The following is a 21,362-nucleotide window of genomic DNA, read 5'->3' as shown; positions in this document are numbered from 1 at the left end:
TTTGTTTAAAAATAAGCCCTCAATTGCACGCTTCCCGTATGAATGGTTTGACTGGTTTCGCTTTTTCGACCCTGATAATTCAAGTTAATGTCCAGAAAGTTGGTCAAGTTTTTTTGTAAAAGCAGTCGCCAAGTCAAGTTTTGTCCGGTTTGCAATCCTTCAAGCATCTGGAATCCCACCGAGGAAAATTCATTGCCAACGAATTTGTTTTGGTAAAAAGAAACTTCGCCGTTCATCGTAATTTTTTTCTCGCCTGCATAAGAAAAGGAAGTCCCGAATCGGCTTTGCGATAAAGTTTCAAAGTTGCCTATTTGATTTTCCTTGTTTAGCCATTCATAAAACAAATCCCAACTCGTGCTTTTGGAAAACAAATAACTGATTTTTGGTGCCAATTGGTAGCCTTTGATTTCATAATTTTTCTCGGGATAATTTTCGGATGTCAAAGCAGTTTGAATGGTTTTGGCAAACATTCCAAACAACCAACTTTTGCGGTACAAATGATTGTATTGTATCTGGTTTGAACTGTTTTTAACTTCCTGCGAACCTATGGAAAGCAAGTTTTTATTTTCGTTTTGAACATAAGTATAAGTCACGGAATGCAATTGTTTTCCTCTATTATAGAACAAACTATTTCGGAAACTCGAGTTCAATCCCAAGACATTTTCCTCGGATTTGCTGAAAGGATTCAAGTCGAAATTATCGCCTTTGTTTTCCACTTTTCGATCAATAATATAGGAAGTTTGGTTGTAAAAATTGGAAAGCACTTTCTTGAATCCAGCCTCATTTTGCCATTGATTTGGGTTCAAAACTATCGATTGGGAGAATTTATTTTGGTGGGTTTTGATGTAAATTCGGTTGGGCAAATAGATTCTGATATATTTTGCCTGATCGATAAATGGCGCCACTTCAAACTCTTCTAATTCCTGGATTCCGTTTGTGTTGTAATCATTCCAAGTATAAACGCCTTGCCCGACTGGAACTTCCAGATACGTAAATTCCTGTTGCGGAATGGATCCAGAATTGGTTTCAAATACAGTTGTCGATTGAATCAATTGATTGAAAAAACGGTCGTTGTAAATCATTCTGGAATTCAATGAAGGTTCATTCTTTTTGGTCGCATCCACAAAATCCAAAACTCGGTAATTCACAAAAAGAGACAAATCGCTTTTGTTGGTTTGAATCAATTTAGACCGCAAGGCAAAGGTTTGCGAATGGTTCACCCGTTGAACGATTCCGTTTTGCAAGCTGTCGTTGGCTCTTTTGAAATAGCCCAATTCCACAAAAACCTTGGTGCTGTCGCCACGACCGGCAAAAATTCCATACTCGGTAAATCGTTGGCTCAAGGCAGAAAATTGATAGGTGGTTTTGTCTTTTTCTTGGTTGTCTTCCAATTTTAATCGTGTACCAACCCAGTTTTTCTTGAAATGATACTTAACCTGGGTTTGATTTCGCAAGAATTTAGATGTAGAAGTCGTGGCGTCGCTGTTCAAGAAACTTCCCAGACTTTGAATTTTCCAATGGTTCAAATTAAAGGACGCATTCAAAAAATGACGATTTCCGGAAAAATTCTCCGAGAAATCCAGTTTTTCGAATTGGTAAACCAAGTTTCCTTTTTCGGGCAACGTCATTTGCAATCCCGAAACCAAATAACTTTGATTGCCAATGGCAGTGGTTCCTAAATTCCAGTCTCGGCTAAATTCAATGCTGTAAAGGCGTTCCACGGAGCTGAAATCTTTGGCAATAAATTGATAATTGGCAAAAGCATCCACGTTCCATTTTTTGGAAAAAAGCCGTTGTCGTGCATTGATTTTTGTCGCCAAACCTTCATTGTTCGAGTCGTCTTGGGATGAAAACAGGTTTTTGTCATTGTTGCTTACGCCAATTTCAAAATCGATCGCGGTTTTCTCCGTTGGATTGTATTTTCCCAAAAACGTGGCCACTTGGGTTTTTATGGGTGCAACCAATTGAATAACCGGTTCGTAATTTCCCTGTGGGATTCCATTTACGGGTTCGATATATTCATAAATCCTTCCAATGGCAGCACTGTTTTTCAGGATGTAATTGCCTTTATTGGCAGCAACTTGACTGAAACGGACATTGTACAACACATCGTCTGGATTATTAGAATATTCGAAAACTTCGACGGTGTTTGCCGCTATTTTTTTATACAAAATTTTGTTATCGGAATAGGAATCCAGATAAGCGGAAGGTGCTACCATCAAGTCTTGGTTGTCACCGGCATCGACCAAAATTTGCGCCTGTTCTGCCGAAAGACTTTGTTGCAAAGGTTGGTTTTTCAAATCATTTTCGGAATACAGATAACTGCCAAAACTCCATTTTTTGGTTTCTTGGCTTCCGCCAACGTAAGTAACGAGTCGGGTGTAATTTTGGTTGGAATATTGGTATTCGACGGCAATTCGCATTTCGGAAGTGATGGTAAAAAGCGGCGTGAATATAATTTCTCCCGCATTGTAATCGATGGTGTAATCGTTGTTTTCGCCCCGTTTCAAAAGGATTCCGTTTACATAAACTCGTTCCGAACCCGAAATGACCAAAACATACAATTCTCCGTTTTGTCCAATCAATTTATATGGCCCCTGATTGCCTTCCTGACCCACAAAATCGCTCTTGGCATATTGCCCCTTGACCAAGGCCGCCGAGGCAAAAACATTGGTCTTGTTGTCTTCGTCTCCAAAGTCGAAACTGGCTGCTATTCCTTGTGCTTTTTTGTTGAAATTCAGGAATTGGGTTTTATGGTTTTCCAGGAAAACATCGCCGGCTCGAATGTTCCATTTTTCGCTGAAAAGTTCCATAAAAACATTGTCGAATTGATCCAGTTTTTGTGAATAGCCGCCGTCTTGCAAGGGAATGTTGTTGTCTTGCAAGGAAGCCCGCAAACTCACTTTATCGGAAAGTTTTCCCGTGATTTGCAAATCGAGATTGGAATTTAAAACCGAATTTTGATTGTTGCCGACAGTCACGCCACGCGTAATACTTCCCGAAGTGTTGAGTCCTTCAAACGGAGTGTTTTTTTTCTGGAGACTTTCTTCTTCAATTTTGTATAAACTTCCTGCGGCCGCTTCGTTGCTGACCACTTTGCTGTCGTCATAAATGCGATATTCCTTGGTCAGCATTTCGGGAAGTTTCAGGTAATGAACCGTTAATGAATCCGAGCTTGCAGGGAAATTTTCGTTTAAAATCAGTGTTCCTTTTCCAAAATTTATTTTGTAAAAAGTAGAGTCAATGGGCTTTTCATTGGCGTCGAGCAATTTAAAATTGCTCGAATTGATGCTTGTGTTTTCGAGATGAATCGTATCGCGAGTGAAGGGAATTTTTTTGATTTTGTACGACGAATTCACTTCCTGCGCTTGAAGCCCAGAAAAGCAGATTATTGCCAATAAAATCAGGATGTTTTTTAACATAAATACTTAAACTCGAAAGTATCAAAAGTAGTATTTATAATTGGGAAAATGTAATGACAAAAAAAACCGCAAATCCACAAATTTTAAAATCTGCGAATTTGCGGTAAAATTATTTTCGGTTTCGTCTCCCTTTCCTTTGGAGAGGGTCGGGGTGAGGATTTTCTAGCTTTCTTTCGTCACAATTTGCATCGTTTCACGGCTTACTTGTTTCAAGATAACCGTTTTGTTTTCCTCAACGGTTTGTGCCGCTTTTTCGTCGAAATGGCGAATGGTGTATAACGTCACGTTTTCGGTAAAATCAACCTTGAATTTTTTGGACAAGATAGCATTCAAATCCTTGAAGTTGCCAAATTTATCCTCAACACAAACTGAAAAACTAATGGCAGAATTCTGTATCAAGTTTACTTTTAGTTTGAATTGGTGAAACAAGGCAAAAATCTCGCTGATGTTTTCTTCCATGATGAAAGAGAAATCTATTGACGAAAGCGAAATCAACAATTGGTTTCTTTTGACAATAAAACAAGGCATGTAAGGCTCTAAATCGGCGCCTTTGGCAACGCTTGTTCCGGGCAACAATGGGTTTATAAACGATTTTACATACAAAGGAATTTCTTTTTTCTGTAAAGGTTGCAATGTTTTTGGGTGAATAACGGTTGCTCCGTAAAACGCCAATTCGATGGCTTCACGGTACGAAATTTGGTTCAACAAACTGGCGTTTTCAAAATATCTTGGATCGGCATTCATCACTCCCGGTACATCTTTCCAGATGGTTACGCTTTCGGCATTCAAGCAATAGGCAAAAATTGCTGCAGTATAATCGGAGCCTTCACGACCAAGTGTTGTGGTGAAATTATTTTCGTCCGACCCCAAGAATCCTTGAGTGATGTTCAATATTTTTCCTTTTACGTTTTTGGAAATGTTTTTCTGGGTCAATTCCCAATCCACTTCGGCATCTCTGTAGTTTGAATTGGTTTTCACGAAGTTTCTCACATCAAGCCATTGTGTTTTGATACCCATGTGGCTCATGAAATGACTTAGAATGGTGGTCGAAATCAATTCGCCATAACTCACGATTTGGTCGTAAACAAAATTATAATTCGGCGATTTGTTGTGTGCCAAGAAATATTCCAAATCCGAAAACTGCATGTTTACGGCAGTAAAAACTGGATTGCTCTCGTCTTCGAATAAATCCAACAGGATTTCGTTGTGGTATTTTTTTACTTCTTGAACCGATGATTGCAATTCTGCCGATTTGTCGAAATAGTTTTTGATGACCAATTCCAAGGCATTCGTGGTTTTTCCCATGGCGGAAACCACCAATAATACATCTTCGTAACCTGCTGTTTGCAAAACGCTGTACACGTTTTTAATTCCTGCGGCATCTTTCACCGATGCACCACCAAATTTGAATACTCTCATGTTAAATTCAGATTTCAGATTCCAGATTTCAGACTAACAGTTGAAATTTGAAATCGATTTGTTATATGTTTTTTATTTTTCTTACTCCTTCTTTGGGCGTGACCACTTGTGCAAAAGGGGGCACTCTCGCAACCGGTTAGTTGCCCCCTTTCACACAAGCGGTCGGGCTATCCGCGCTACTTCGGTAGCTAGCTGCTATCCCTCACGCACTCTCGTAATTCCAATCACCATAAAATGTGTCAATTATAAACCTTTATAATTTTCCAGTTTCGGCTCCCTCTCCTTTGGAGAGGGCTGGGGTGAGGATTTTTATTTTAACTTGTTTTCAACAAAATAGTTGATTGCTGCTTCGTCCATTTGCACCACTCTCCATTCGTCGAGAATTCTGGCCCCTGATTTTTCATAGAATTCTACCGCCGGCCTGTTCCAATCGAGTACATTCCATTCAATTCTTCGAACCTTGTCTTTTTTTCCGTGTTTAATCACTTCCGAATATAGCGCATAACCCAATCCTGTGCCGCGCATTTTCTCTTTGACTATCAAATCTTCCAAGTGGATGGTTTTTCCTTTCCAAGTCGAATATCGGTAGTAGTACAAAGCGATTCCTACAATTTCCAATTCCACTTCGGCAACAAAAACATCAAATAATGGTAAAGATCCAAAGCCATCACGAACTAAATCTTCCACGGTTACAACAACGGCATTAGATTCTTTTTCAAAATCTGCCAATTCTTGGATGAGACCTAAAACAGCCTCCATGTCTTCTGGTTTGCCTTTTCTGATGTTCATAATTTCTAAATAGACGTTGTTTTTTGTGTAAAGATAAATTTTACAAACAAAATGTTATAAAATTAAGTAGCAAATATACGATTCTGATAAACGATTTGGATAAGATACATTCATTTTCACAAAAAAAACGATATTTGTGACTTCAAACCAACTACAACGATTTCATAATGGAAGAACGCAACAAGACCTTAGGTGAATTCATCATCGAAAACCAAAATGCCTTTCAATATTCGTCAGGCGAATTATCCCGAATTATCAATTCAATCAGATTGGCCGCAAAGGTCGTCAATTACAAAGTAAACAAAGCCGGTTTGGTTGATATTGTTGGTGCTGCAGGTGAGCAAAATATTCAAGGCGAAGACCAACAAAAGCTTGATGTTTACGCCAACGAAGTTTTTATCCAAACCTTGATTAATCGCGAGATTGTTTGCGGTATTGCCTCCGAAGAAAACGATGATTTTATTACGGTTGAAGGCAGCGACAGCAGTCACAACAACAAATACGTGGTTTTGATGGATCCGCTAGACGGTTCGTCAAATATTGACGTCAATGTTTCGGTAGGAACCATTTTTTCGGTTTTCAGGAGAATTACCCCAATAGGAACTCCGGTAACCATTGAAGATTTTCTGCAACCCGGAATCAACCAAGTCGCGGCGGGGTATGTTATTTATGGCACATCAACTATGTTGGTTTATACCACTGGTCACGGGGTAAACGGATTTACGCTGAATCCTGCCATTGGAACATTTTACTTGTCGCATCCCAATATGGAATACCCAAAAGACGGAAATATTTATTCCATAAATGAAGGGAATTATGTTCATTTTCAGCAAGGAGTGAAGGATTATATCAAATATTGCCAACTCGAAGAGGAAGATAGACCTTATACTTCACGTTACATCGGAAGTTTGGTTTCGGACATTCACAGGAACATGATCAAAGGCGGGATTTATTTGTATCCAACCAGCACTAAAGCGCCAAAAGGAAAATTGCGATTGCTTTACGAATGTAATCCAATGGCGTTTATTGTCGAACAAGCCGGCGGAAAAGCATCGGATGGTTTTAACAGAATAATGGAAATCCAGCCCACGGAATTGCACGAAAGGGTGCCGTTCTTTTGCGGAAGTTACAATATGGTCGAAAAAGCGGAAGATTTTATGCGATTGGCCAAATTAAGCAAATATTAGTGCAAACAAAAAAGCTCCCAATTTGGGAGCTTTTTTTTAATTATCTATATGTTGCATTTCGTCAATAAAAGTATCTAAATCTACTTTTTTGTCTGCCAATATCAGTGCTTTAGTAACAATTTTATCTACATTTTTATGATTAAAACCTAAAGCAACGGCAAATTTTCTTAAAAGAGTTTCTTGTTTGTCGCCCAAGTGATGATCGTGATGCACTACTCTAGAAATATTGTATAAATATTGCAGTCTGTCTACGTGTAGATAAGGAGGATTAAGAGGATATTTTAATGGATCCTTTAAAATCTCTTTATATTCTTCATCAGAAATATCAAGCTTTACGGCTAATTTGTCTAAAAACTTTTTTTCATCGGGATCAAATTTTCCCTCATCTGCATACAAGACACGTACTGCTGCTGAAAAACGTCCTTTTATACGGTTTTTGAATTCGCTATCAAATAATTCTGCTATTGACATAATATTGAGTTTTAAATGATTTATATAAAGATACTAAAAAATTCGATTTCAAGAAATACTGGATGTTATTATTTTTACTCATTTTAGTAAAATAAATCAAACAAGTATTGCTTTTAACGGCTTCGTTTCAAACTAATTTCAAAATAAATTGTAAGTTTGGCAACCCCTAATCTTTAAAAGTATTTGTGATGTCTGAATTTTGGATTTATTTTGAAAAAGGCTTGAGGCATATTCTTAATCCTTACGCTTATGATCATATCTTGTTTTTAATTGCATTGTCGGTTCCTTATGCTTTCAAAGACTGGGCGAGATTATTGCTTTTAGTGACTATTTTTACCATTGGACATTCATTGGCATTGCTGTTGTCTGTTTTTGGAGTGATTATTATCAAAGGCAATTTGGTCGATTTTTTAATTCCAATAACGATTCTTATTGTGTCTGTATTTCACCTTTTCACGGCGGGAAAATCTTCCAAAAAAGAAAGTATCGGCGTGGTGTTTTTCGTGACTTTGTTTTTTGGAATCGTTCACGGTTTGGGGTTTGCCACTTATTTTAAATCGATGTTTGGCACTTCCTCCCAATCTAAATTATTACCGTTATCTGAATTTGCGTTAGGGATAGAAGCGGCTCAAATAGTAGTGGTTTTTGTGGTTTTGATACTGGCTTATATTGTTCAAACCTTCTTCCGATTTTCGAAAAGAGATTGGATATTGGTAATGTCGTCTTTCATAATTGGCGTAGTTTTGCCGATGATTATCGAAAGTAAAATCTGGATTAGATAAAATTTATAATGGAAAAGAAAAAATTAAATAAATACGACAGGGCTTATCTTCGAATTGCCAAAGAATGGAGTCTTTTGTCTTACTGCAAACGCAAGCAAGTGGGAGCGATAATTGTTAGGGATCGAATGATTATTTCCGATGGCTATAACGGAACGCCTTCGGGTTTTGAAAATTGTTGCGAAGATGACGAAGGCTTGACCAATTGGTACGTGCTTCACGCCGAAGCCAACGCCATCCTGAAAGTGGCAAGATCAACCCAAACTTGTGAAGGTGCTACCTTATATATTACCCTTTCGCCTTGCAAGGAATGCAGCAAATTGATACATCAATCCGGCATAAAAAGGGTCGTTTATCAAATAGGATACAGGGATACTTCGGGAGTGGATTTTCTTGCAAAAGCGGGTGTAATCGTTGAGCAAATTGAAGTTTTAGAATAGCTGAAAAGAAAACAATCGGAAATATAATGTAATCATGGGTTTTGTATGTGAATTGCATTTGACCGTTAAAAAACAATGAAAATTTCCAAATGAAAATAAATTCCAACTATTTGCCAATACTTGTTTTTGCAGCCATTGCTTTTGGTATCCTTGTTGGCGGATGGGTAAATTTTCCTGGCGAGGATCATTTTTTGGTTAAAAACATTTCGAAAAATAAACTCAACAAGTTGCTTGATTTTATTGACAACGAATATGTCGATAGCGTGAATTCTGATTCGATCATGAAGTACACCATTGATAATATTCTGGGACAACTCGATCCACATTCCATTTATATTCCGCCAAGCGAACAAGAGCAAGTTGCCGAAAGCATGAAAGGCGATTTCGTGGGAATTGGCGTGAATTTTTATATGTACAACGATTCGGTGGCGATCATAAAACCCATTGAAAATGGTCCTTCTGAAAAAGCAGGAATCAAAGCGGGAGACCGAATCCTGTATGCCGACAAGACAAAAATGTTTGGACGCAAATTGCCAAACGACAGCTTGTTTGCCAAACTAAAAGGAAAAGAAGGTTCTGAAATTGTGCTTACAGTTTATAGAAAATCAGAAAACAGAAAACTCAAAATAAAAATAAAGAGAGGGATTGTTCCAATAAAAAGTGTTGATGCAGCCTTGCTTTTGGACGCGACAACAGGCTACATAAAAATAAATCGTTTTGCCGAAACTACTTACAATGAGTTTAAAATTGGCTTGGATAATTTAAAAAAACAAGGAGCAAAATCACTCGTTATCGATCTTCGGGACAATGGCGGTGGTTATATGGAAGAAGCCATTTCCATTGCCGACGAATTTTTGAAAGACAAGCAACTCATTGTCTTTACAAAAAACAAAAAAGGGACGATAGACAAAACATTTGCCACTAAAAAAGGAAGTTTCGAAACGGGAAAAGTAGTTATTTTAATTAACGAAAATAGTGCTTCGGCAAGTGAGATTTTGGCGGGAGCCATCCAGGATAACGATAGAGGAACCATTGTGGGTCGCCGTTCCTTTGGCAAAGGATTGGTGCAACGCGAAATGGATTTCTCCGATGGATCGGCAGTGCGATTGACTATCGCCCGATATTACACTCCCACGGGACGTTCGATTCAAAAGCCGTATTCAAAAGGGAATGAAGATTACTCCAAGGAATCGGAATTGCGATTTAAAAATGGGGAATTATATAATAAAGACAGCATAAAAACCACTAAAACCCTCAAATACAAAACGCCAAAAGGCAGAATTGTCTATGGCGGTGGCGGAATTGTTCCCGATATTTTTGTTCCGCTGGAGGTGGATCACGGCAATGAACACACAACTTATTTATTGCAATCGGGCTTCGTGGGTCATTTTGTTTTCGAACAATTGGATCGTGACAGAAATACTTTTAAAGGCTTGTCTTTCGAGCAATTTAAAGCCAAAATCAATGCAACTAATTTGTATTTCAATGCATTCCAAAAATATATTTTCAAGAATGGAATGGATTTGAAACTGGACAAAAATAAAGCTTTGGTCAAACGCTATTTGTCCGCCGAATTTGCCCGACAATTATACAATGAAGGCAAATATTATGAAATCGTGTTGAAAGACGATGCAATGATTAACAAGGTTTTGAAAAAAGGTTAGTAAATACCTAATTTATAGCGATAAATTTAGTCTTAGCTACCTTATGCTGTCGTGAGCCTGAGTATGATTGCCTCCATTCCATAAAGTAAGAATGTCGGTTGCAACTGAAGCGCCACTTCCTGCAGCAATCGCCACTTGGCTTCTAGAACCTGCCAATGTCCCTGCAACATAAATCCCTTCGGCTACTTTGTGGTCGTTGTTTTTGAGTTGGATTCTTTGCTTTTCAGTCGGTGCTTTTTGGTGAGGCTCGACATAGTGCATCAAGCCTTCTATGGCAAAAGTATTAGCCGCACCAATTCCAACAACAATCATTTTCGATTTATAAGTGTTTTTGTTCGTGATTACTGAAAATTCGGGATATTCGCCTTCAATTTTCAGGACTTTTTCGTCTGGAATTTGATCGATGTGAGGATAGGTTTCGGATAAATGCTGAATGCTTTCAGATAATAACTCGGAGCCTAATTTACCCGGACTAATTCCGTAACCATTGTTGATTAGGGCTTCTTGAAGTGCAGAAGCTTTTTGATGCGTAATAATCCCGATTTTTTTGTCGGCAACAAAGGCTTTGTTTTTGGCCGAACCTAAAACAAGGGCACATGACATTCCCGAAACGCCACCGCCAATTAATAAGACATCAAACACCATTAGAATTTATCATTCATTTTTTCCTCGATACTCTTTGACATCTTGAAAATCAAAAGAATTAAAATTGCGCAAAAAGAAGCGGCAATCCCAATGAATGCAACCATACTGTTGCCTTCGAAAGGGTTTTTAAAATCCAAAAGGCAGATGTTAAAAACGATTAATCCTAATGCCAAAACAACCAATATATTAGTAAACACTTTCATAAAAAAAATTTTTCATTTACAAAAAACAGGTAATATTTTTAATAACTCTTACGTTAAGTAGTCGTTTTAAAAAAACTTGAACTGCTTCTCATAAAAAATAACGGGTAAATTTATAAAAATTTATTTTAGACAAACAAACCTTTAACATTAGCGGCGAATAATTTAACAGCAATGGCCAAAAGAACCACTCCAAAAGCCTTTCTGATCACGTCCAAGCCGTTTTTTCCCAACATTTTTTCAATTCTTGCCGACAATTTCAAGACGACATAAACCACGATAATGTTCAAGACAATGGCAACAACAATGTTTTCGGTTTGGTATTGTGCCTTTAAGGATAATAAAGTCGTCATTGTACCTGTTCCGGCAATTATAGGAAAAGCAATAGGCACAATGGAAGCTGAACCTGAAGATTCGTCACGATACAATCGAATGCCCAGAATCATTTCCAAAGCCAAAAAGAACAAAACAAAGGAACCTGCCACGGCAAAAGAATGAACGTCAATGCCAATAAGATTCAAGAATTCTTCTCCTATAAAAAGGAAAATAATCATGATTAAACCTGCTACCAGCGAAGCTTTTTCAGACTCTATATGTCCGTGTTTATTTCTCAAGTCTACCACAATGGGTAGCGTTCCCACAATGTCGATTACCGCAAAAAGCACCATGCTGACAGTGGCTATTTCTTTAAAATCCAGTTCCATAAATTAGTGTTTTTGATAAAACAAAAGTATTGAATTTCAGGTGTGAATAATTAAATTTATAACATTTTTTTGAATAATCCGCAATAATCAAACAGCAGTTGTTGGTTTTGTTGGTTTTTCGACATAACTAAAAAGATAAAACACGATAGATGTTAAAGTCGTGAGAAACTCAAAATTTAACATTCAAAATTCAGAATTGAAAAGTATCTTTGCAAAATGTTTCAACTAGGAAAAACCATTGTATCGGAAGATATTCTTGAAAAAGAATTTGTTTGTAATTTATCGGCTTGCAAAGGCGCATGTTGTGTCGATGGCGACGCTGGAGCGCCTTTGAGCGAAGCCGAAACCAAAATTATGGAAGCCATTTATCCAAAAGTAAAACCATTTCTACGCAAAGAAGGCATTGCCGCCATCGAAGCGCAGGGGGCTTGGACAAAAGGTACCGATGGCGATCTTGAAACGCCGTTAATTGACAATAAAGATTGTGCTTACGTCATCTTTGACGGCAAAACCGCACTCTGCGGAATCGAGCAAGCCTACAATCAGGGAATTGTCGATTGGAAAAAACCAGTTTCTTGTCATTTATATCCCATTCGCGTCAAGGATTTCACGGAATTTGCCGCGGTAAATTATGACAAGTGGGACATTTGCGACGATGCCTGTTCTTTGGGCAAAGAATTGGAAGTTCCGGTTTATAAATTTGTCAAGGAAGCACTCATTCGCAGATTTGGCGAAGACTGGTATTTGGAACTCGAAAAAGTCGCCGAGGAACTCAAAAGAGAACGTTAAAACAATTAATAAATTTCCTGTCTTATCTCTTTTAAACCCCTATGTTTTAGGGCGTTTTCTGGTTTTTACATTTTTTAAATATTTGATATACAGCTATTTGTTGTTTACGTAAAAAGCATTCCAATTGTTAAAAACTCAAGCCGATTGTGGATAAGTTTGACTTTTTATAACCGTCATAATTCACAATCTTTGTAATCGAAGAAAACGTAATAATTCGTTTAAAATTTCAAAAAATAAAAATCGCAATGTCACAAATCGAACCAATCTTACAAGAAAACAAAAACCGTTTCGTAATTTTTCCTATCAAACATCAGGATATTTGGGAGTTTTATAAAAGTATGGAAGCCAGTTTCTGGACTGCAGAAGAAATAGATTTGTCCCAAGATTTGAACGATTGGAACAACAAGTTGAGCGAAGACGAAAAATATTTCGTGAAACACATTTTGGCGTTTTTTGCGGCTTCGGACGGAATTGTCAACGAGAATTTGGCCGAAAATTTCGTGAATGAAGTACAATATGCCGAAGCAAAATTCTTCTACGGTTTCCAGATTATGATGGAAAACATCCATAGCGAAACCTATTCACTTTTGATAGACACTTACGTAAAAGACGAGGCCGAAAAAACACAATTATTTACAGCAATAGATGTCTTTCCAGCTATCAAGAAAAAAGCGGATTGGGCTTTGAAATGGATAGAATCAGATTCTTTTGCCGAAAGATTAATTGCTTTTGCAGCCGTTGAAGGTATATTCTTTTCAGGAAGTTTTTGTTCGATTTTCTGGTTGAAAAAACGGGGTTTGATGCCGGGATTGACCTTTTCGAACGAATTAATTTCTCGTGACGAAGGCGTTCATTGTGATTTTGCCGTGCATTTACACAACCACCATTTAGTGAAAAAAGTGCCAAAAGAACGTATCCGGGAAATTATTGTCGATGCCTTGAATATCGAAAGAGAATTCATCACCGAGTCTATTCCTGTGAGTTTGATTGGAATGAACGCCACCTTGATGACTCAGTATTTAGAGTTTGTTACTGATAGATTATTGGTGGAATTAGGTTGTGAAAGAGAATATAATACACCAAATCCCTTTGATTTTATGGATATGATTTCGCTTCAGGGAAAAACCAATTTCTTTGAAAAGAAAGTAGCCGAATACCAAAAAGCAGGAGTTATGAATAACGACTCAGATGCTCAAAAAATTAGTTTCGACGCTGATTTTTAAAAAATAGAAACATTTTTTACAAAAAAATCTTAAATTTAAAAGAGATTAGCTTCCTCTCGATTGTTTCGGGACAAGGCGAATATACCCTAATTGTTGGAACAAAATTAGAATAATACCGGGATTGGTTTCCCAAAACAGTAATACAAATTCACCAAAACAGGAAAGGGATTTTCTGTTTTAAAAAACAACAAGATTATGTACGTAGTAAAAAGAGATGGCCACAAAGAGCCGGTAATGTTCGACAAAATCACGGATAGGATTAAAAAACTATGCTATGGTTTGAATGATTTAGTAGATGCCGTAAAAGTGGCAATGAGAGTAATTGAAGGACTTTACGATGGAGTTTCAACATCAGAATTAGATAATCTTGCGGCAGAAACTGCAGCCTCTATGACCATTGCGCATCCTGATTATGCACAATTGGCTGCCAGAATTGCCATTTCGAATTTGCATTCCAATACCAAAAAATCATTCTCGGAAACCATGAACGAAATGTTTCATTATGTAAATCCGAGAACCAATCTGGAAGCACCTTTGCTTTCGGACGAAGTGCATAAAGTAATTATGGAAAATGCCGAATTCTTGGATTCGCATATCATATACAATAGAGATTTCAACTACGATTATTTTGGTTTCAAAACCTTGGAACGTTCGTATTTATTGAGAATAAACGGAAAAATTGTGGAGCGTCCGCAACACATGTTGATGCGTGTTTCGGTGGGGATTCACTTAGATGATTTGAAATCGGTAATAGAAACTTACGACTTGATGTCGAAAAAATTCTTTACACACGCCACGCCAACATTGTTCAACTCGGGAACTCCAAAACCTCAAATGTCTTCTTGTTTCCTTTTGGCAATGAAAGACGACAGTATCGACGGAATTTACGACACCTTAAAAAACACGGCAAAAATCTCGCAATCGGCAGGTGGAGTAGGGCTTTCTATTCACAACGTTCGTGCAACGGGTTCTTACATTCGTGGCACCAACGGAACATCGAACGGAATTGTTCCGATGTTGAGAGTTTTTAACGATACTGCTCGTTATGTGGATCAAGGTGGTGGAAAACGTAAAGGTAGTTTTGCGATTTACATCGAAACTTGGCACGCTGATATTTTCGAATTCTTGGATTTGAAAAAGAATACCGGAAAAGAAGAAATGCGCGCCAGAGATTTATTCTTTGCAATGTGGACTTCGGATTTGTTCATGAAACGGGTGCAAGAAAATGGAGATTGGACATTAATGTGTCCAAATGAATGTCCAGGTTTGTATGATGTTTATGGCGAGGAATTCGAAAAAATGTACACCGATTACGAAAAAGCAGGAAAAGGCAGGAAAACGATCAAAGCACACGAATTGTGGGAGAAAATTCTGGAATCGCAAATCGAAACCGGAACGCCATATATGTTGTACAAAGATGCCGTAAACCGTAAATCAAACCAAAAAAATCTGGGAACCATTCGTTCATCGAATTTGTGTACCGAGATTATGGAATATACCTCAAGTGATGAAATTGCCGTTTGTAATTTGGCTTCGCTTTCGTTGCCAATGTTTGTGGAAAACAAAACATTCAATCACGAATTGTTGTTTACTGTTACCAAACGAGTAACCAGAAACTTGAATAAAGTTATCGACAGAAATTACTATCCAGTTGTCGAAGCCGAGAATTCCAATATGCGTCATCGTCCAATTGGTCTTGGAGTGCAAGGTCTTGCCGATGCTTTCATTATGTTGCGTATGCCTTTTACCAGTGACGAAGCCAAGAAATTGAACCAAGAAATTTTCGAAACTTTGTACTTTGCAGCCGTAACCGCTTCGATGGAAATGGCAAAAGAAGAAGGACCTTATTCTACCTATGGAGGATCGCCAATTTCGCAAGGAGAATTCCAACACAACCTTTGGGGAATGAAAGACGAAGAGCTTTCAGGACGTTGGGACTGGGCATCCTTGAGAAAAGAAGTGATGGAACACGGAGTAAGAAACTCCTTGTTGGTGGCACCGATGCCAACCGCTTCGACTTCACAAATTTTGGGTAATAACGAAGCATTCGAGCCATATACTTCCAATATTTACACCAGACGCGTGCTTTCGGGAGAATTTATCGTGGTAAACAAACATTTGTTAAATGATTTGGTGGAACGCGGACTTTGGAACGAAACTTTGAAACAAGAATTGATGCGCAACAATGGTTCGGTTCAGGACTTAAATATTCCGCAAGACTTGAAAGAATTGTACAAGACCGTTTGGGAAATGTCAATGAAAGATATCATCGATATGTCTCGTCAACGTGGTTATTTTGTAGATCAATCGCAATCGTTGAACTTGTTTATGCAAAACGCCAATTACTCTAAATTGACTTCAATGCACTTCTACGCTTGGCAATCTGGATTGAAAACTGGAATGTATTACTTAAGAACAAAATCAGCTGTTGATGCCATTAAATTCACATTGAACAACGACAAAAAATCGGAACCAACTGAAGTTGCAGCGCAAGTAGCCGAACAAAGATTGCAACCTGTTGCTGCTGTAAACGAACAAGTCGAAATGACAGCCGAAGAATACAGGGCAATGATTGAATTGGCCAAAAATGCCGGTCCGGAAGATTGCGAAATGTGCGGTTCGTAATTTTATATAAACAATAATGAAAGGCTTCGTAATTGAAGCCTTTTTATGCAATATTAATCAATAAATTAAATGCTGGGGTAAAGAAAAAACAAGAATGGCATAGCATAAAAAAAAAGGGATGTCCGTGAAGATATCCCTACTTTGTAACTTAATTATTTTGGATCCGACTCCCTAAAAATTTAAGTTATATAAAGATGATGAGGTTACCTCACCCGCTTATTTATACTTCAAAAGTATAAAAAAATATCATCTTTCAAAGTTAAATTATTCACAGAATTTAAAACGTTGATAAATTTTTTTTCAACTCTTTGTTTTTACAAGGGTTGTAGAAATTATTAACAAATCAAAACAATAATTTAAAATAAGAAAAGTAATGATAAATTTAAATATTTACAGATTTATGCTTTTGAATAAAGCAAAAGAACAACAAGTATTGAGTTTTTACAATGAAGATGAAGACTTGTTAGATACGATGAATGATTTTTGCGGATATATACACCAAAATATAAGAGGCTATATAGACAATCAAGGAAAATATAGGACTTTTACTTTGAGTGATTTGCAAAATAAAAATTCAGCAAACAGAACAATTTCAGGTTATTTTGATTCTGCTTATACTGGTGAAAAAGGAAAGATAAAAGACAGAAAAACAAATAAATTAAAGTTTGATATAAAAGGAGTTGATCTGGTTTCAAAAGATTTTTTCTATTTGATTCATGTGCCTAAAGGATCAAAAATTGGTTTTTTGATTGTGCAGAAAAAAGAAAATCACGGAGTTAAGTCAATTTTTGAAAATGCTTTTAATAATTTTATGAGAACCAAAGGTGTTTCAAATTTTTTATTGGAATTAAGGCAGGCGCCTCCAAGATATTTTATTGAAAATTATCTTGAATTTGGAAAGCTCAAAGAGTTTAAGTTGATTGAAAATGATTTGTTGTTAGGAAGAGAAGAGAGAGTTTTTAAGTTGAATAACGTTATGAATGAAGGGCAAAATCTTAAAGATATATTGTTAGAGCTCTTTAATACATTTTCTTCTTCAAATGAAAAAATCCCTTTTTTGAATAAAGGAGAGTATGACGAAATCACTTTCGTATTAGGAATAAATGGCTCCACTAAGACATTTTATGTAAAGAATCAAGAAAAGATAAGGTCAAATGTCGATGTTACTAGTTTGGTTGAATATGATGAAGGAGAGCCTACTACAGAATCTTTAATTAAGATTTCTTTAGATATAATAAGACAGGCATCATAATTGAATTTTAATTTTTCAAAGGCAGCTATCAATTTTGGTAGCTGTTTTTTTTGTAACTATTTACAAATCAATGAGGCTAGTTTTCTCTGTTCTAAAATCATTTTTTGTTAAAATAATTCACTATATTTGAGTGAGTTATCGCTACAAAAAAGCTTTTTTCCCTGAAAATTAAAAACCTTCAAAATGGAAAATATAAAATTTACTGTTACAGATGATTTATTGGCAACACGAGGGCAACGTTTTTTGAATTGCATTCTCGATTTATTGATTGTCCATACTGTCTTGATTAGTATTGCAACAACAGTCGCCATCATTGGTGATGTTACAAACAATTATGACTTGAAGGTTTGGGTCGAATCGACAACAACTTTCGAGAAATTGTTTTTTTGGTCCGTAATACTGTTTTTATACTACTTTTTGACCGAAACGTATTTTTCCAGGACTTTTGCCAAGTATTTTACCAAAACAATCGTGGTGACAAAGGATGGGTTGAAACCAAGCTATAAAATTATTCTCTTGCGAACACTGTGTCGTTTTATTCCCCTTGAAGCAATTACTTTTTTAGGAAGTAATGTCAGGGGATTGCACGATTTTTTTTCGGATACCTACGTGGTGCGAAAACACGAATTCAATCATAAAAAGGGAGTTGTTGCTTTTCCTTGATGAAATTATAAAAAGCAAATATTTAAAAAAAAAACACCCAGTGAATTATTGAAATTACTAGGTGTTTTTTAGTTAAAGGTTATGCAGTTGCACTATTTTCAACAGCAATTCGCATTTCTTTAGCGGCAGCGACCATTTCGATCAATGCCTTTTTGGTTTCGTCCCAATGACGTGTTTTCAAACCACAATCAGGATTCACCCAAAGTTGGTCAACAGGAACAACGGCCGAGGCTTTTTCCAATAAATGAACCATTTCATTTCGTGAAGGAACTCTTGGTGAATGAATGTCATAAACGCCGGGGCCTATTTCATTCGGGTATTTAAAATCGGCAAAAATATCCAATAATTCCATTTGCGAACGCGAACACTCAATCGTGATTACATCGGCATCCATATCGGCGATATTTTGGATAATGTCGTTGAATTCGCTGTAACACATGTGCGTGTGAATTTGCGTATCGTCTTTTACACCGGAAGCCGAAATTCTAAACGCTTTTATGGCCCAATCCAAGTAGTTAGCCCATTCTTCTTTGCGCAAAGGCAATCCTTCACGAATCGCAGGCTCGTCAATTTGAATGATTTTGATACCTGCTTTTTCTAAATCTACAACTTCATCACGTATCGCCAAAGCAATTTGGGTGCAAGTTTCGGAACGTGGCTGATCGTTACGAACGAATGACCATTGCAAGATAGTAACTGGTCCTGTCAGCATTCCTTTGACCCATTTTGGCGTAAGCGATTGCGCAAATTCTGCCCATTTTACTGTCATTGGATTGGGACGGGAAACATCACCATAAATAACGGGAGGTTTCACGCATCGGCTGCCATAACTCTGAACCCAGCCGTTTTTGGTAAAGGTAAATCCGTCCAATTGTTCTCCAAAATATTCCACCATATCGTTGCGTTCAAATTCTCCGTGAACCAAAACGTCGATTCCGGTTTCTTCCTGAAAACGAATGGTTTCTTCGGTTTCTTTTTGAAGTAAATCATCATATTCTGCTTGAGATAATTCGCCTTTTTTGAACTTAGCTCTCCAGCTGCGAACTTCAGTCGTTTGCGGAAAAGAACCGATTGTTGTCGTTGGAAACAATGGAAGATTCAAGGCTTCAATTTGTTTTTTTCTTCGAACTGCAAATGGATTTTCTCTTTCATCGTCGCCTTTTGTAATGCTCGCCACACGATTTTTAACTTCGTCATTATGAATTAACTTTGAGGTTTTACGGTTCTCGTTGGCTATAGTGTTTTCTTGAAAAGAAACCGAATCGACCAAACTTACTTCGTCTAAAGCGAAATTCTGAAGCAATACGATTTCTTCAATTTTTTGTTTGGCAAAAGCCAACCATTGTTTGATTTCGGGTGTCAATGTGGCTTCATTAGTTTCTAAATCCAAATCGCACGGAGAGTGAATTAAAGAACAAGACGGAGCAATCAAAACCCGATCTTTTCCAATTGCGTTGGTTGCTTTTTCGATTAATGCCAAAGATTTTTTGAAGTCATTTTTCCAGATGTTTCTTCCGTCCACAACTCCTAGGGAAAGATTTACGTTGGTAGCCAACTTTCCCGACTCCAAAATGTCATCCAATTGAGAAGAACAACGCACCAAATCCAAGTGCAAAGTATGAACAGGCAAAGCCAAGACAGTCTCCAGATTCTCTCCAAAACAGTCAAAATAATTAGCCAAAATTATTTTTAGAGAAGGGAAATTTTTGTTGATTTCATTGTAAACGAAAGTAATGGCAAGACGTTCTTTGTCGGTTAAGTTCAATGCTAAAAACGGCTCGTCCAATTGAATGTATTCCGCTCCTTCGTTTTGTAAGGCGTTCAGAATTTCAAAGTAAACAGGCAATAATTTTTCAATAAGATTAATTCTATGAAAACCTTCTTCTTTTTCTTTACCCAATAAAAGATAAGATACAGGCCCTATAAGTACAGGCTTGGTAGTGATTCCTAATTTTTTGGACTCCACAAATTCGTTAATTATTTTGGTCGAAAACAATTCGAATTTTTGGTTTTGGGTAAATTCAGGAACGATATAGTGGTAGTTGGTGTCAAACCATTTGGTCATTTCCATTGCCACTACGTCTTGTCCTTCTTTTTGCGAACCTCTTGCCATGGCAAAATACAAATCCAAAGTGGAGTTTGTTTTTGCAATTTCGTTATAACGTTTCGGAATTGCTCCCAAAGTAAGCGTTAAATCCAACACCTGGTCGTAGAAAGAAAAATCGTTGGAAGGAATTAAATCGATTCCTGCTTTGGCTTGTAATTGCCAGTTTGTTGCACGGATGTTTTGTCCAACTTCCAACAATTCATCTGCAGTGATTTTTCCAGCCCAGTATAATTCGCTGGCTTTTTTCAGTTCTCTGTTGCTGCCAATTCTAGGGTAGCCCAAATTATTTGTTTTCATTTTTTTATAGTATTTTTTACTGCACAAATGTATTGTATTGGGTTTTTAAACTTAAGTAAGTTTATTTTTTCAGTAAAATGATTTGTGTTTGGTTATTTTTGCAGTAATTTGTAATGAGTAAAACTTTTTAATTGAATCCTGACAGTAAAAAAAACTATGGAAAACTTAGACCACATCGATTTGCAGATATTAAAACAGCTACAGGAGAACTCGAATATCAACACAAAAGAGCTGGCCAGCAAATTATTCCTGACCGTTACACCCGTTTATGAGCGAATCAAAAGACTGGAACGAGACGGATATATCATGAAATACGTGGCTTTGTTGGACAAGAAAAAACTCAATCTTGGGATGACGGTTTTTTGCAATGTCCGACTCAAAGAACACGCAAAAAATGTGGGAAGCAATTTTGTGAAAGATATCGTGGCACTTCCAGAAATTATCGAATGCTACAATATTGCCGGCGATTATGATTTTATGCTCAAAATTTTGGTCGAAGACATGTCCAGTTATCAGGATTTTGTGATGAATAAATTATCCACCATCGAAAATATTGGCAACACGCACAGCGTTTTCGTGATGGGAGAAATCAAGAATAGCACGGCATTGGCGATTTGACCTATAAAAAAAGAGAAATGTCCCCTCATTTGGCATGGCAAATGCCCTAAATTTGGTAAAAATAATCA

Annotated in this window: 18 protein-coding genes; 10 read left to right on the top strand and 8 right to left on the bottom strand. The window is 37.2% G+C overall.

What is annotated here, in order from left to right; translation table 11 throughout:
• Positions 1-5 precede the first annotated feature (5 nt).
• From OZP13_RS14350 to OZP13_RS14340, 3 genes are all read right to left on the bottom strand, one after another.
• Positions 6-3,422 carry a DUF8818 domain-containing protein gene (locus OZP13_RS14350; protein WP_281297596.1) on the bottom strand — a complete coding sequence of 1,139 codons (3,417 nt, stop codon included), beginning with the start codon at positions 3,420-3,422 and terminating at the stop codon, positions 6-8.
• 162 nt (positions 3,423-3,584) lie between these two features.
• Positions 3,585-4,841: an aspartate kinase gene (locus tag OZP13_RS14345; protein ID WP_281297595.1), complete on the bottom strand. Its 1,257-nt coding sequence runs from the start codon at positions 4,839-4,841 to the stop codon at positions 3,585-3,587.
• A gap of 309 nt (positions 4,842-5,150) precedes the next feature.
• Positions 5,151-5,630: a GNAT family N-acetyltransferase gene (locus tag OZP13_RS14340; RefSeq protein WP_281297594.1), complete on the bottom strand. Its 480-nt coding sequence runs from the start codon at positions 5,628-5,630 to the stop codon at positions 5,151-5,153.
• Between the two features lie 167 nt (positions 5,631-5,797).
• On the opposite strand from OZP13_RS14340, the gene fbp reads away from it, so the two are divergent.
• Positions 5,798-6,817: a class 1 fructose-bisphosphatase gene (gene fbp / locus OZP13_RS14335; RefSeq protein ID WP_269240805.1), complete on the top strand. Its 1,020-nt coding sequence runs from the start codon at positions 5,798-5,800 to the stop codon at positions 6,815-6,817.
• A 36-nt stretch (positions 6,818-6,853) separates the two neighbouring features.
• Here the strand turns inward: fbp and OZP13_RS14330 are convergent, their stop codons facing one another.
• Positions 6,854-7,288, bottom strand: coding sequence for a tellurite resistance TerB family protein (locus OZP13_RS14330; RefSeq protein WP_269240804.1), 435 nt, complete (start codon positions 7,286-7,288; stop codon positions 6,854-6,856).
• A gap of 188 nt (positions 7,289-7,476) precedes the next feature.
• On the opposite strand from OZP13_RS14330, the gene OZP13_RS14325 reads away from it, so the two are divergent.
• The 3 genes from OZP13_RS14325 (at position 7,477) to OZP13_RS14315 (ending at position 10,171) form a co-directional block, all read left to right on the top strand.
• Positions 7,477-8,070, top strand: coding sequence for a HupE/UreJ family protein (locus tag OZP13_RS14325; RefSeq protein WP_269240803.1), 594 nt, complete (start codon positions 7,477-7,479; stop codon positions 8,068-8,070).
• 8 nt (positions 8,071-8,078) lie between these two features.
• Positions 8,079-8,507 carry a deoxycytidylate deaminase gene (locus OZP13_RS14320; RefSeq protein WP_269240802.1) on the top strand — a complete coding sequence of 143 codons (429 nt, stop codon included), beginning with the start codon at positions 8,079-8,081 and terminating at the stop codon, positions 8,505-8,507.
• Positions 8,508-8,596: 89 nt separating this feature from the next.
• Entirely contained in the window at positions 8,597-10,171 is a 1,575-nt protein-coding gene (locus tag OZP13_RS14315; RefSeq protein WP_281297593.1) for a S41 family peptidase, read from the top strand.
• 36 nt (positions 10,172-10,207) lie between these two features.
• Here the strand turns inward: OZP13_RS14315 and OZP13_RS14310 are convergent, their stop codons facing one another.
• The 3 genes from OZP13_RS14310 to OZP13_RS14300 form a co-directional block, all read right to left on the bottom strand.
• Complete coding sequence (locus OZP13_RS14310) at positions 10,208-10,813, bottom strand: FAD-dependent oxidoreductase (RefSeq protein WP_269243716.1); 606 nt, start codon at positions 10,811-10,813, stop codon at positions 10,208-10,210.
• Positions 10,814-10,815: 2 nt separating this feature from the next.
• Positions 10,816-11,019 (bottom strand): hypothetical protein, encoded by a 204-nt coding sequence (locus tag OZP13_RS14305; RefSeq protein WP_269240801.1) that lies wholly within the window; start codon positions 11,017-11,019, stop codon positions 10,816-10,818.
• Between the two features lie 125 nt (positions 11,020-11,144).
• Positions 11,145-11,720 (bottom strand): MarC family protein, encoded by a 576-nt coding sequence (locus tag OZP13_RS14300; RefSeq protein ID WP_281297592.1) that lies wholly within the window; start codon positions 11,718-11,720, stop codon positions 11,145-11,147.
• A 216-nt stretch (positions 11,721-11,936) separates the two neighbouring features.
• Between OZP13_RS14300 and OZP13_RS14295 the strand changes: the two genes are divergently transcribed.
• The 5 genes from OZP13_RS14295 (at position 11,937) to OZP13_RS14275 (ending at position 18,272) form a co-directional block, all read left to right on the top strand.
• Positions 11,937-12,509, top strand: a complete 573-nt coding sequence (locus OZP13_RS14295) for a DUF3109 family protein (RefSeq protein WP_281297591.1) — start codon at positions 11,937-11,939, stop codon at positions 12,507-12,509.
• Positions 12,510-12,754: 245 nt separating this feature from the next.
• Positions 12,755-13,732 carry a ribonucleotide-diphosphate reductase subunit beta gene (locus OZP13_RS14290; RefSeq protein WP_281297590.1) on the top strand — a complete coding sequence of 326 codons (978 nt, stop codon included), beginning with the start codon at positions 12,755-12,757 and terminating at the stop codon, positions 13,730-13,732.
• Between the two features lie 195 nt (positions 13,733-13,927).
• On the top strand, positions 13,928-16,357 hold the full coding sequence (locus tag OZP13_RS14285; RefSeq protein ID WP_281297589.1) for a ribonucleoside-diphosphate reductase subunit alpha: 2,430 nt from the start codon (positions 13,928-13,930) through the stop codon (positions 16,355-16,357).
• A gap of 373 nt (positions 16,358-16,730) precedes the next feature.
• Entirely contained in the window at positions 16,731-17,609 is an 879-nt protein-coding gene (locus OZP13_RS14280) for a hypothetical protein (protein WP_281297588.1), read from the top strand.
• Between the two features lie 183 nt (positions 17,610-17,792).
• Positions 17,793-18,272, top strand: coding sequence for an RDD family protein (locus OZP13_RS14275; RefSeq protein ID WP_281297587.1), 480 nt, complete (start codon positions 17,793-17,795; stop codon positions 18,270-18,272).
• Positions 18,273-18,351: 79 nt separating this feature from the next.
• On the opposite strand, the gene metE is transcribed toward OZP13_RS14275, so the two are convergent.
• Complete coding sequence (gene metE / locus OZP13_RS14270; RefSeq protein WP_281297586.1) at positions 18,352-20,676, bottom strand: 5-methyltetrahydropteroyltriglutamate--homocysteine S-methyltransferase; 2,325 nt, start codon at positions 20,674-20,676, stop codon at positions 18,352-18,354.
• 156 nt (positions 20,677-20,832) lie between these two features.
• Between metE and OZP13_RS14265 the strand changes: the two genes are divergently transcribed.
• Positions 20,833-21,294, top strand: a complete 462-nt coding sequence (locus OZP13_RS14265) for an Lrp/AsnC family transcriptional regulator (protein WP_281297585.1) — start codon at positions 20,833-20,835, stop codon at positions 21,292-21,294.
• The last annotated feature ends 68 nt before the right edge of the window (positions 21,295-21,362 follow it).

Origin of the sequence: Flavobacterium limnophilum (assembly GCF_027111315.2) — a bacterium.
Lineage (GTDB): Bacteria > Bacteroidota > Bacteroidia > Flavobacteriales > Flavobacteriaceae > Flavobacterium > Flavobacterium limnophilum.
The sequence above is the reverse complement of the archived record's forward strand: the minus strand, read 5'-3'. Positions and strand labels throughout refer to the sequence as shown.

Excerpts from the sequence above, each read along its gene's own strand:
- fbp (WP_269240805.1), top strand. The coding sequence starts at position 5,798 with ATGGAAGAACGCAACAAGACCTTAGGTGAATTCATCATCGAAAACCAA.
- OZP13_RS14305 (WP_269240801.1), bottom strand. The coding sequence starts at position 11,019 with ATGAAAGTGTTTACTAATATATTGGTTGTTTTGGCATTAGGATTAATC.
- OZP13_RS14275 (WP_281297587.1), top strand. The coding sequence starts at position 17,793 with ATGGAAAATATAAAATTTACTGTTACAGATGATTTATTGGCAACACGA.
- OZP13_RS14330 (WP_269240804.1), bottom strand. The coding sequence starts at position 7,288 with ATGTCAATAGCAGAATTATTTGATAGCGAATTCAAAAACCGTATAAAA.
- OZP13_RS14280 (WP_281297588.1), top strand. The coding sequence starts at position 16,731 with ATGATAAATTTAAATATTTACAGATTTATGCTTTTGAATAAAGCAAAA.
- OZP13_RS14290 (WP_281297590.1), top strand. The coding sequence starts at position 12,755 with ATGTCACAAATCGAACCAATCTTACAAGAAAACAAAAACCGTTTCGTA.
- metE (WP_281297586.1), bottom strand. The coding sequence starts at position 20,676 with ATGAAAACAAATAATTTGGGCTACCCTAGAATTGGCAGCAACAGAGAA.
- OZP13_RS14295 (WP_281297591.1), top strand. The coding sequence starts at position 11,937 with ATGTTTCAACTAGGAAAAACCATTGTATCGGAAGATATTCTTGAAAAA.
- OZP13_RS14340 (WP_281297594.1), bottom strand. The coding sequence starts at position 5,630 with ATGAACATCAGAAAAGGCAAACCAGAAGACATGGAGGCTGTTTTAGGT.
- OZP13_RS14285 (WP_281297589.1), top strand. The coding sequence starts at position 13,928 with ATGTACGTAGTAAAAAGAGATGGCCACAAAGAGCCGGTAATGTTCGAC.
- OZP13_RS14325 (WP_269240803.1), top strand. The coding sequence starts at position 7,477 with ATGTCTGAATTTTGGATTTATTTTGAAAAAGGCTTGAGGCATATTCTT.
- OZP13_RS14315 (WP_281297593.1), top strand. The coding sequence starts at position 8,597 with ATGAAAATAAATTCCAACTATTTGCCAATACTTGTTTTTGCAGCCATT.
- OZP13_RS14265 (WP_281297585.1), top strand. The coding sequence starts at position 20,833 with ATGGAAAACTTAGACCACATCGATTTGCAGATATTAAAACAGCTACAG.
- OZP13_RS14300 (WP_281297592.1), bottom strand. The coding sequence starts at position 11,720 with ATGGAACTGGATTTTAAAGAAATAGCCACTGTCAGCATGGTGCTTTTT.
- OZP13_RS14320 (WP_269240802.1), top strand. The coding sequence starts at position 8,079 with ATGGAAAAGAAAAAATTAAATAAATACGACAGGGCTTATCTTCGAATT.
- OZP13_RS14350 (WP_281297596.1), bottom strand. The coding sequence starts at position 3,422 with ATGTTAAAAAACATCCTGATTTTATTGGCAATAATCTGCTTTTCTGGG.
- OZP13_RS14345 (WP_281297595.1), bottom strand. The coding sequence starts at position 4,841 with ATGAGAGTATTCAAATTTGGTGGTGCATCGGTGAAAGATGCCGCAGGA.